The organism is Desulfobulbus elongatus DSM 2908, assembly GCF_000621145.1.
In the GTDB taxonomy this organism is placed as follows: Bacteria; Desulfobacterota; Desulfobulbia; order Desulfobulbales; family Desulfobulbaceae; genus Desulfobulbus; species Desulfobulbus elongatus.
In genome coordinates this window covers 203,575-213,022 of the sequence record NZ_JHZB01000001.1, presented here as the reverse complement: position 1 = coordinate 213,022, position 9,448 = coordinate 203,575, and the positions used below count along the sequence as shown (strand labels likewise).

Here is a 9,448-nt window from a genome sequence, read left to right as displayed (position 1 = left end):
GACGTTTTGCTGAAAAACAGAGTGGTGGCGCCAAAAGAAAAGGATACTCCGCAAAATCTCTGCCTTGATGCAGCATATGTGGGCAAGGAGGATACTGTACTCTCCAATGGCTTCATCCCCCACATCCGCCCACGAGGCGAAGAGAAAAAATTGATCGAAAGGGATCCTTCGTTCAAGGCACGGCGCTGGGTCGTTGAGTTAGCACATTCATGGTTCAACCGGTTTCGCAAATTGATACCACGATACGAGAAGACAGATCTCTCGTACATTGCACTCAACACATTGGCAGCCGCCATGATTGTCCTGAACAAGGTCATGATTATTTATAGATAATCACTAAGCTTGGGGACGTCGAAGCGGGGAATGGGGCTGGGGTCCAGCACGTAATGGCCGTTGATCCGCGTCGGATAGCGGCGCGAGATGGTGATTTCGTCGAAACGGACGATGTCTTCGTAGAGCTTGGTCAGCAGCAGCGAATAATCCCCCTCGCCGTGCATGATTTTGCGCCGGGCCTCCGAAGGCTCGACGACCACCAGCGGATCGGGATACGGGACTTGCAAGACCAGAACCTGGTCGTTGCTCAGGGGGTGTTCGGGGATGCGGTGGCGCGACTGGATGAGGGTCGCGTCCTGGGTACGTTCCGTGATGTCCACGCCGGGCCTCCGTCAACTCGATGAAATGGCGCAGATTGACCGCGTTCACCGAATCGTCGGCACCCTGATCGATGACTTTCAGGTTGTCGCCGCGGCCGACCAGGCTCAGGGTCAGTTGCAGGCCACCGGTGCCGAAGCCGCGTCCCATCGGCATTTCGCGGGAGGCGCGATGGCGGTCGCCGGATCGGCCGGAATCGAGCCGCTTCCCGGACTGCATCGAAATAAATGCTTGCGGCACAAAATTGCTGGGCAGGCAAACCTGTTGCGGCTTCCTGCTCTCGAATCGAACCGGATGGAGGGAGAAACAGGACCAGCGCTTGCCGATCGGCCGCTGGACCGATCAGCGAGCCCGGCAGGAGGCTTTCGGCGTCAGCCGAGGATGGGAAAGAGCTGCTTGAGGCCGTGGGCGATGAATTCGACGCCCATGGCGGCCATGATGAGCCCCATGAGACGGGTGACGATGTTGATGCCCGTCCTGCCGAGCAGCCGGGTGATGGCCGGAGCCAACCGGAACAGCAGGGCGGTCAGGCAGGCCAGGGCGACGATTCCCGTCGCCAGATACGCCGCATGCAGGGCGGACGGCGAGTGCTGCGAGTACAGGATGACGGTGCTGATCGCCCCTGGACCGGCCAGAAGCGGCGTGCCGAGCGGCACCACCGCCACGCTCTCGCGTTCGGAGGAATCGAGTTCCTCCTCCTTCGTCTGCTTCACATTGCTCATCTTGGCATTCAGCATGGAGATGGCCATGAGGAGGATCAAGATGCCGCCGCCGACCTGGAACGAGTCGACGGATATCCCGAAAAAACGAAGAATCGCCTCGCCCGAAAACAGGACGACCAGCAGGATGACGCCCATGGAAACGGCGGCGATGGAACCGTTTTTGTTGCGGCCCGCCCGCTCCTGATTCGCTGTCATGTTGATGAAAATCGGCAGCATGCCCACGGGGTTGACGATGGCGAGCAGGGCGACAAAAAATTTCAGGTATTCGCTCATAGTTCCTGCTTCCATGTGTACACCTGTTGGTTGTATTCCGGATGCTCCGCCGTGGTGCCGGCCTCAGCCGAACACGGACATCCTTGCTTCGGGATACGGCCCCAAGGGAAAGCGCGCATCCTCGTTCGTCAACAGGCCCAAGGCGGGAAACGACCGCGCGCCTGCCATCGACCATGTATCGACAAGGTCGGTATATCCGCCGCGGCTCTCTTTCGTCAAGGAAGAGAATACCGGCATGGTTTCCACACCCCATGCCTGGCGCCGGCAGCGCCCGGACCGGACCGGTGCCCGCACGACTTTCCCCCTCCATACCTCTGAGATCGAACGCAATGCCGCCCTTCCTCGGTGTTTTATCGGCACATTCAATGAGAATGGTTATCGTTAAGATACGGGAACAGGCCGGCGCGAAATCAGCCGTGAACCGGTCATCGCCGAAGGATGCTGGACGATGGGAAGGTGCACAATGTCAACACTTGAAATACAAGGAAAAAAGATACGGGTCGAGGCGAACGGCTATCTCGTCGATCAAAACGATTGGAACGAAGAGGTGGCCATGGCCCTGGCCGAGCAGGAAGGCATGGGTGTGCTGTCGGTCGAGCAGATGGACATCCTCCGTTTCATGAGGGTATATTTCGTGAAATACCGGGTGTTTCCCCTGCTGAACAATGTCTGCCGCATTACGCATCAACCGAAACAATGTGTCACCAGGCAATTTATCAACCCGGAAAAGGCATGGAAAATAGCCGGACTCCCCAAACAGGACGGCGTCCGCTTCGTCAGCATGGATGGCGAGCATTTCTTCATGGAACCCTACTGTTGAGGCGAAACACCACCAGAACCGCGGCGAGGAGGTATGGTCATGTATACGGAAAAGGAATTGTGCGGGAAGATCACTTCGATCTATCCGGATATCGGCACCTGCGGTATCGATATCAAGGTGGATTTCAACGCAACCGAAAAGACATGGATGGTCCATTTGAAGAAGGGGTCGCACTCCTTGGACCACTTTCTCGAAGTGATGGATGCCGACAGCTGCATGGAGGGCAGGCAATGCGTGGCCCTCGGGCTTGAAATCGCTCAAATGAGGAAAAATATCGAGGGCGATCAGTTTTAACGCGCTGTCGCCACAGGGGACGGAGACCGGGGCGCCGCGCGTGCGCCCTGCCCGCCGTCCACGGCCGCCGGACTGCTTACTGCTTGTGCATCCCGGCGGTTTTGCTGTAGTCTGGAAAAATCGGATGCCATGCCGTCGGCCGATACGGCGGTGGATGTCGTCGCGGAATGCGTGCCGACGACATCCACGAATGCCCGGAGAGGAAACGGTGCGGCCGGAGCGTGATGGCGGGCCGGACCGCAGGGGCGGGCGCCGATTGGACGGCTGCCCCAAAATGGCCCCAAACCGTGTGCCGAAGCGCCCACCGACCGGCTGGGGGCGGGTCCACAAAAAACGCGACAGGGCGTGTCGTGCACAGGTGATGATGCAACATATCCAACCAACGGACAGGAACTGCACGAACGCATTGATGACACCCGGAACGCATCCGCCCGTCCCGGCTCCGGGCTGCCGGCGCGGCCACGGAACGAGCAATAGTCTCCCCGGCGCATGAGCGGCATCCCCTTGTTTCTTGCGGGGCTCGTGCTCCTCGGCATCGGCGCGGAAATGGTGGTGCGCGGAGCGTCGCGCCTGGCCGCGTCGCTGGGCGTTTCCCCGCTGGTGCTCGGCCTGACCGTGGTCGCCATCGGCACCAGCATGCCCGAGCTGGTGGTGGGCATCACCGCGAGCTGGCAGGGCAGCGGCGTGCTGGCCGTGGGCAACATCGCCGGCACCAACCTGTTCAACATCCTGTTCATTCTCGGCCTGAGCGCGCTGCTGCAACCCCTGCCGCTCCATCTGCGGGTGCTCAAGCTCGATCTCCCGATCATGATCGTGGCCGCCACCCTGATGACCGTCATGGCCTGGGACGGCGTCCTCACCCGCCTCGAAGGGGGGCTGCTGCTCAGCATCGCCATTCCCTATACCGTGGCGGTCATCCTCATGAGCCGCGCCGAGATGCAGAGCGTGCAGGCCGAATTCAGCGACCTCTACGGTGCCACCCCCGAGCTGAGGCGGGCAGTCGTGCAGACCAGGGTCAAATACGCGGGCATCCTCGCAGCCGGCATGGGGCTCACCGTTCTCGGGGCCGACTGGCTGGTGGACGGCGCGATCGACATCGCCCGGTCACTCGGCATCTCGGAGGCCCTGATCGGGCTGACGATCGTGGCCATCGGCACCTCGGCCCCGGAGCTGGCCACCACCGTGGTCGCCACCCTCAAGGGCGACCGGGACGTCGCCGTCGGCAACCTTCTGGGCAGCAGCATCTATAACATTCTCGTGATCCTGGGCCTCACCTGCCTGGTCTCGCCGGACGGCCTGCCGGTGGAGCGGCAATTGCTGCTGGTCGACATCCCGCTGATGGCCGGCGTCGCCTTTCTCTGCCTGCCCGTGTTCGCCACCGGCAAGCGCGTCTCCCGCGGAGAAGGCGGCGCCTTTGTCGCCGTCTACGCGGCCTACATGTCCTGGCTCCTCTTCTTCCGCCTCTGAACAAAAACCGCGGCTCTTCGCCTCTTCGCCCGGCCGGACCGGCCTCCTTCCCTGCTGAAAATGGATGACGCCGCAGGGGGATGGCGGGTATGATCGGTGGGCGATCCGGCACACTTCCGAGGAAAGGCAATGCACGATCAGGCAATCAAAATACTGGAAAAACAACGGCAGGATCTGGTTGTCCGCGTCCTGAAGAAGCACGAGGAGATGGAGGCCAGCCGGTCGTTCACCGAGCGCATCCTGGCCGGCATCTCCGAACTGTTTCTCCTCATGGACCAGGACTTCAAGGTGATCCAGACCAACCGCGAGTTTCTCCAGCGCACCGGTTTCTCCCTGGATGCCGACCGCCGCCTGACCCTGGACGACCTGGTCTTGCCGGACAAGGCCGAGGCCATCCGGCAGGCCTTTGCCAGGGGTGAATTCACCGAGTTCGAGGCCCAGCTCGCCACCGCCAGGGGGCCGGGCCTGCCCGTGAAGATGCGCGGCTCCACCCACGTCAACCCCAACGGCCTGGTGCTGCACATGCTGATCTGCTCCGATTGCAGCGAGTTCTACGACCTGATGGCGCAGATGCAGGAGGGGCAGAAACAGCTGATCCACTCCAGCCGGCTGGCCAGTCTGGGCGAGATGGCCGCCGGCGTGGGCCATGAACTGACCCAGCCGCTCAACGCCATCCTGCTCTTTGCCCGCAACGGCCTCAAGGCGCTGGAGACGCCCGGCGACCATACCGACATGCTGCGGGAAAACCTGCACATCATCATCGACCGGGTGAACAAGGCTTCGTCGATCATCGCCACCATGCGGAGTTTCGGCCGCAAGGTCGAGGGAGAGCAGGCCGCGGTGGAACTGAATGCGATCATCCGCAAGATTCTGAGCTTTCTCGAATCGCAGTTGCGTTTAAGCGAGATCGCGCTCGATCTGCGCCTCGCCGACCAGCCCTGCGAGGTCCTGGGCGTGGAGGTCCGGCTGGAGCAGGTCTTTCTCAACCTGGTGCAGAACGCCATCCAGGCCATGGGCCGGGTGGACACGCCCAGGCTGACCGTCACCAGCCGTATTCGCCACTGCCTCAACCTGACGACCATGGCCAAGGAGCCCTACGTGCTGGTCACCGTGGCGGACAACGGCGAGGGCATCCCCGAAGAACTGCAGAAGAAAATCTTCGATCCCTTCTTCACCACCCGGGAGGTGGGCACCGGCATGGGCCTGGGCCTGTCGATCGTCGACCGGATCGTCCGCGGTTTCTCCGGCTATATCGAGGTGGAGAGCGCGCCCGGCCACGGTTCCTGCTTTTCGGTCTACATTCCCCAGTACCAAAGGGAGGTTTCGCCGGCCCTGCAACGCAAGGGGGCGGCATGAAACATCGGAGAACCGGCGCGCCCGCCCCGGACATCCTGGTTGTCGACGATGACCTCTACCTGCTGGCGGCGATCAAGCAGACCCTGACGCTCAACGGCTATGCGGTGCACACCTTCGGCAACCCGCTCGACGCCCTGGCCCGCATCGAGAGCCGCGCCTTTGCCGCGGTCCTGGCCGACATCCGCATGCCGGAGATGGACGGCATGGTCCTTTTGGAGCGGATGCTGGCCAAGGACCCCGATCTGCCGGTAATCCTCATCACCGGCCACGGCGACATCAGCCTGGCGGTGGAGGCGGTCAAGAAAGGGGCTTACCATTTTCTGCAGAAACCGGTGGACGAGGACATCATCCTCGCCACCCTGGCGCGGGCCATCGAGCGGCGGCGGCTGGTGCTGGAAAACCGCCGCCTGGAGCAGCAACTCACCGCCACCCGCGAAGGGCGCTCCCGCTTTTACGGCCTGATCGGCAGCCATCCGAGCATGCTCGGCCTCTATACCCTCATCGAGACCATTGCCCACGAAACCGACCCGGTGCTGATCGTCGGCGAGACCGGCACCGGCAAGGAGCTGGCGGCCCGGGCCCTGCACGCCATCGGCCGGCCGGAAACCGCGCCCTACGTGGCGGTCAACATGGGCGCCCTGCCGGCGGAGATGATCGAATCCGAACTCTTCGGCCATGAAAAGGGGGCCTTCACCGGGGCGGTCCAGCGCAAGCTGGGCAAGTTCGAATACGCCGGCGAGGGCACCCTGTTTCTCGACGAGATCTGCTCGATGCCGACGCCGTTGCAGGCCAGGCTGCTGCGGGTCCTGGAAGACCGCTCCTTCACCCGGCTGGGCGGCAATGCGGCCATCCCCCTCAAGGCGCGGATCATCGCCGCAACCAACCGCGACCTGCGGGCCGAGATCGAGCGGGGAACCTTCCGCCAGGACCTGTACTTCCGGCTCAACGTCCTGCCGGTGCACCTGCCGCCGCTGCGGGAGCGCAGGGAGGACATTCCGCTCCTGGTCAATGCCTTCCGGACCGAATACTGCGACGGCCAGCACGGCGAGGTCCGGCCCTGTTCCCCGGAATTGATCCGGGAGCTGATGCAGCAGGACTGGCCGGGCAACGTCCGCGAACTGCGCAACTTCGTCCGCCGCTACTGTGTGCTCGGCGGCCGCGAGCCGGAGGCGGCCGGTCCCGTGGCGGCAACGGCCGGGTCGGCGGATATGCCGGAGCTGCCCTGGAAGGAATACATGGAGCAGCAGGAGCAACTCTACCTGGAGCAGGTGCTGAGGCGGGTCGGCGGTCAGGTGAGCGCGGCGCACCGGATGATGGGCATCTCCCGCAAGAGCCTGTACGACAAGATCAACAAATACGGCATCGTCCTCCACCGGTTCCGGGCGGAAGAATCCGGAAATTGAGCGCGCGGCCATCCGGCCGCGTCTTGCCGCGCCGGCGGCCCGTGCATACAGTCCCTTACAGGTCTGGACCGCGCTCTGTTACGACCATCGGGGAGGAACCCATGAAACGCATCGAACTGGCCACGACCAGGGAATTCAATCCTCTGGGCATGAAGGCGATCGTCCTGCACGACTCCGAGCACTTCAAGATCCTCAACTTCAACCTCAAGGCCGGGGCCCTGTTTCCCATCCATTCCCATGATCTCGACGGCCAGCTGTCCATTCTGGTCATCGAGGGCGAGGGGCTCTTTCTCGCCGACAACGAGGCCACCATGCCGGCCAGAACCGGCGACATGCTCATCGCCGACATCCGTGAACCGCACGGGGTCAGGGCGACCACCGACATGCGCATCGTGGTGACTATCGCCCCGCCGATCTGAGCGATCTCAACCGGTTACGGCTGCGGCTGCCGATCGGTCGGCTCCAGCAGTTCCAGCAGGGCGGCACACCGCCCGGCAACAGGCTGCTCCCTGCCGAGTTCGGCGACGATGCGTTCGATCCGCTGCCGGTCCCGACCGGATAGCGCCGCCGGCTCCCGCAGCAGTTGACGGCCCTGGGCGGCGAGGGCGGCGAACAGGTCGGCGCCCGGCTCGCCCTGGCACCCCCGGCGGATATTATCGTACCAGGCCGCCGCATCGGCGGGCGCCTGTTTCCCTATTGGTGGCGGCGCGGACGCACCCTCCCGCGCTGGCGCCGGCGGAGCCGCGGACGACGCGGCCGCATCCTGCTGTCCCCCTCTTTTCTCCGTCGTGTCCTGTACTTCGCTGGCCGCCCGCCTCGTTTTCTCCATCTCGGCCTGCGCAGCACGTCCCGCCCTTCCCTCCACCTGCCGTTCCCTGGCGGCCATGGAGGCCGGCGATGCCGGTTCCCTTTCCTCCCGCGCCCCGGCTGCGATCCGGCCGGGTTCGGTCATGGTTTTCCGCTTTCCGGCACCGTTCGCTGGCCCGGCCGAGCGGCTGGGCTGTGCCGCCGAGCCGGTCAGGCGATCCTGCCCCGACGGTGGGGCCGCTTTTTCCTGCTGTCCGGCAAGGGGTGGCATGGCTTCTTCGACCGGGGCCGGAGCAGCCTGTTCCAATATCACGTTTCCCCCCGGATGGGGCAGCCGGGCGCGGTCGATCCGGGTGGTCAGGGTGAGCAGGACCGCGATGCTGGCCGCAGCCGCCAGCAGCGAGCCGACGGTGGTCAGCACCTTCGGCCGCCCGACCAGGCGCAACAGGCCGGTCTTTTGTTTCGCTTCCCGGCGCTCGTGCCGCCATTCCTCATCCAGCCGCAGCCAGAGGGCATAACAGGCCTCGCAAGCCGCGATGTGCGCCAGGCAGGCGTCGGCCTCCTCTGTTGCCAGCCGGCCCTCGACCAGGGCGGCCAGTTCTTCCGCCTCCGGACAGAGACCGGGGGACTCGGGTTGCCCGCCGGCCAGGGCCAGCAAAGCCAACCGTCTGTCCGCCTCTTTTTTATCCGCATGCTCGGTCATATTCATGGTGCCTGATGGATTGGACGGTTCGCAAAGCCCATTGTGTCGCCGGTCATGACAGCAAGAGCCGCAGTTCTTCCTCCAGCCCGGCCGCGGCGAACTCCTGGCGCAGGCGTGTCAGCAGCAGCCGCAGCCGGCCGTGCACCTGGTGCCGATTCCAGCCGAGCAGCCGCCCGGCTTCCGCCACCGCCACCCCGTCCCGGTAGCAGAGTTTGAGCAGGAGCCGTTCCCTGGGCTCCAGCTGCACCGTGATTGCCGCCATCCGTTCGAGGAAGTGGGGCTCGATTTCGCCGACGTCATCGCCGTCAAAGAGCAGCCGGCCCAGCACGGTGAACAGGCGATCCCGCTCCCCCTGTTCCAGACGGGATTCCTGGGCCGAACAATCGCCCTCCGCCTCGGCCGGGGCGGTGGTCTCGTCGAATTCGACCGATTCGTCCGCATGGGCGCCGCAATCGGGGATTTCCCCGAGGATGCGGTAAGCGGCGTTTTCCGCAGCCCGCGCCTGGCCGGGCAGGCCAGTATCGACCACGGCCACGGCCTCGCCGGGAGAGAGGCGTTCCAAACAGAGCAGGCGGAACAGGGTCAGCCAGATGCCGCCCAGGCGGCGAATCCAGGCCGGCGGCCTGGTGCGGCCGAAGCGGCTGCGGGCGAAATCCTCCAGCAGGCGCAGGCTGAGGGCGACAATGTAGGTGGTCAGTTGGGCGCGGCCGCCGAAGGCGCGGAGCCGGCGCCAGTCGTCGCGGGCCAGGCCGTTCATGACGAACAGCGCCGCCTCTTCCGCCAGGGTCCCGTGCGGAAAGCGGCGCGCGGCCAGCCGGTTGATGAGCTGCCAGTGCGCCAGGGCCCGTTGCTGCCAGGGATTCATCGCGGCCATCGTGTTCTGCGGGGCGGTGGCAAAACGCCCCGGATATTTTTTTCAGGAGGCCGCGACACATCTCCGGCGCGGTGCCGT

10 protein-coding genes and 1 pseudogene are annotated in these 9,448 nt (G+C 64.2%); 7 read left to right on the top strand and 4 right to left on the bottom strand.

The features are described 5' to 3' along the window. Positions 1-333: transposase (locus Q362_RS18545; RefSeq protein WP_028317152.1), on the top strand; the 333-nt coding region annotated here is incomplete at its 5' end. A gap of 5 nt (positions 334-338) precedes the next feature. Here the strand turns inward: Q362_RS18545 and Q362_RS18540 are convergent. Then, positions 339-819: pseudogene (locus Q362_RS18540) on the bottom strand (alpha-D-ribose 1-methylphosphonate 5-phosphate C-P-lyase PhnJ); the annotation flags it as partial. Positions 820-1,022: 203 nt separating this feature from the next. Next, complete coding sequence (locus Q362_RS0101010; protein WP_028317150.1) at positions 1,023-1,661, bottom strand: YchE family NAAT transporter; 639 nt, start codon at positions 1,659-1,661, stop codon at positions 1,023-1,025. 448 nt (positions 1,662-2,109) lie between these two features. Between Q362_RS0101010 and Q362_RS0101000 the strand changes: the two genes are divergently transcribed. From Q362_RS0101000 to Q362_RS0100970, 6 genes are all read left to right on the top strand, one after another. Further along, a complete protein-coding gene (locus Q362_RS0101000; protein WP_028317148.1) occupies positions 2,110-2,466 on the top strand; it encodes a TusE/DsrC/DsvC family sulfur relay protein in 357 nt (118 codons plus the stop codon). Between the two features lie 39 nt (positions 2,467-2,505). Continuing rightward, positions 2,506-2,760 carry a hypothetical protein gene (locus Q362_RS0100995; RefSeq protein WP_028317147.1) on the top strand — a complete coding sequence of 85 codons (255 nt, stop codon included), beginning with the start codon at positions 2,506-2,508 and terminating at the stop codon, positions 2,758-2,760. 489 nt (positions 2,761-3,249) lie between these two features. After that, the gene (locus Q362_RS0100990) at positions 3,250-4,227 is read left to right on the top strand and encodes a calcium/sodium antiporter (protein ID WP_028317146.1); all 978 of its coding nucleotides are present in this window, start codon (positions 3,250-3,252) and stop codon (positions 4,225-4,227) included. A gap of 129 nt (positions 4,228-4,356) precedes the next feature. Continuing rightward, positions 4,357-5,583 carry a sensor histidine kinase gene (locus Q362_RS21820; protein WP_028317145.1) on the top strand — a complete coding sequence of 409 codons (1,227 nt, stop codon included), beginning with the start codon at positions 4,357-4,359 and terminating at the stop codon, positions 5,581-5,583. Then, the gene (locus tag Q362_RS0100975; protein ID WP_035215132.1) at positions 5,580-6,986 is read left to right on the top strand and encodes a sigma-54-dependent transcriptional regulator; all 1,407 of its coding nucleotides are present in this window, start codon (positions 5,580-5,582) and stop codon (positions 6,984-6,986) included. The genes Q362_RS21820 and Q362_RS0100975 overlap by 4 nt, the downstream gene beginning before the upstream one ends. Positions 6,987-7,087: 101 nt before the next feature. After that, positions 7,088-7,405, top strand: coding sequence for a cupin domain-containing protein (locus Q362_RS0100970; protein WP_028317143.1), 318 nt, complete (start codon positions 7,088-7,090; stop codon positions 7,403-7,405). A gap of 14 nt (positions 7,406-7,419) precedes the next feature. Here the strand turns inward: Q362_RS0100970 and Q362_RS0100965 are convergent, their stop codons facing one another. Both Q362_RS0100965 and Q362_RS0100960 read right to left on the bottom strand, forming a co-directional pair. After that, positions 7,420-8,502 carry a hypothetical protein gene (locus Q362_RS0100965; RefSeq protein WP_157469777.1) on the bottom strand — a complete coding sequence of 361 codons (1,083 nt, stop codon included), beginning with the start codon at positions 8,500-8,502 and terminating at the stop codon, positions 7,420-7,422. Positions 8,503-8,548: 46 nt separating this feature from the next. Then, on the bottom strand, positions 8,549-9,370 hold the full coding sequence (locus tag Q362_RS0100960) for a hypothetical protein (protein ID WP_028317141.1): 822 nt from the start codon (positions 9,368-9,370) through the stop codon (positions 8,549-8,551). Positions 9,371-9,448: the final 78 nt, after the last annotated feature.

Excerpts from the sequence above, each read along its gene's own strand:
- Q362_RS21820 (WP_028317145.1), top strand. The coding sequence starts at position 4,357 with ATGCACGATCAGGCAATCAAAATACTGGAAAAACAACGGCAGGATCTG.
- Q362_RS0101010 (WP_028317150.1), bottom strand. The coding sequence starts at position 1,661 with ATGGAAGCAGGAACTATGAGCGAATACCTGAAATTTTTTGTCGCCCTG.
- Q362_RS0100975 (WP_035215132.1), top strand. The coding sequence starts at position 5,580 with ATGAAACATCGGAGAACCGGCGCGCCCGCCCCGGACATCCTGGTTGTC.
- Q362_RS0100965 (WP_157469777.1), bottom strand. The coding sequence starts at position 8,502 with ATGAATATGACCGAGCATGCGGATAAAAAAGAGGCGGACAGACGGTTG.
- Q362_RS0100960 (WP_028317141.1), bottom strand. The coding sequence starts at position 9,370 with ATGGCCGCGATGAATCCCTGGCAGCAACGGGCCCTGGCGCACTGGCAG.
- Q362_RS0100990 (WP_028317146.1), top strand. The coding sequence starts at position 3,250 with ATGAGCGGCATCCCCTTGTTTCTTGCGGGGCTCGTGCTCCTCGGCATC.
- Q362_RS0100995 (WP_028317147.1), top strand. The coding sequence starts at position 2,506 with ATGTATACGGAAAAGGAATTGTGCGGGAAGATCACTTCGATCTATCCG.
- Q362_RS0100970 (WP_028317143.1), top strand. The coding sequence starts at position 7,088 with ATGAAACGCATCGAACTGGCCACGACCAGGGAATTCAATCCTCTGGGC.
- Q362_RS0101000 (WP_028317148.1), top strand. The coding sequence starts at position 2,110 with ATGTCAACACTTGAAATACAAGGAAAAAAGATACGGGTCGAGGCGAAC.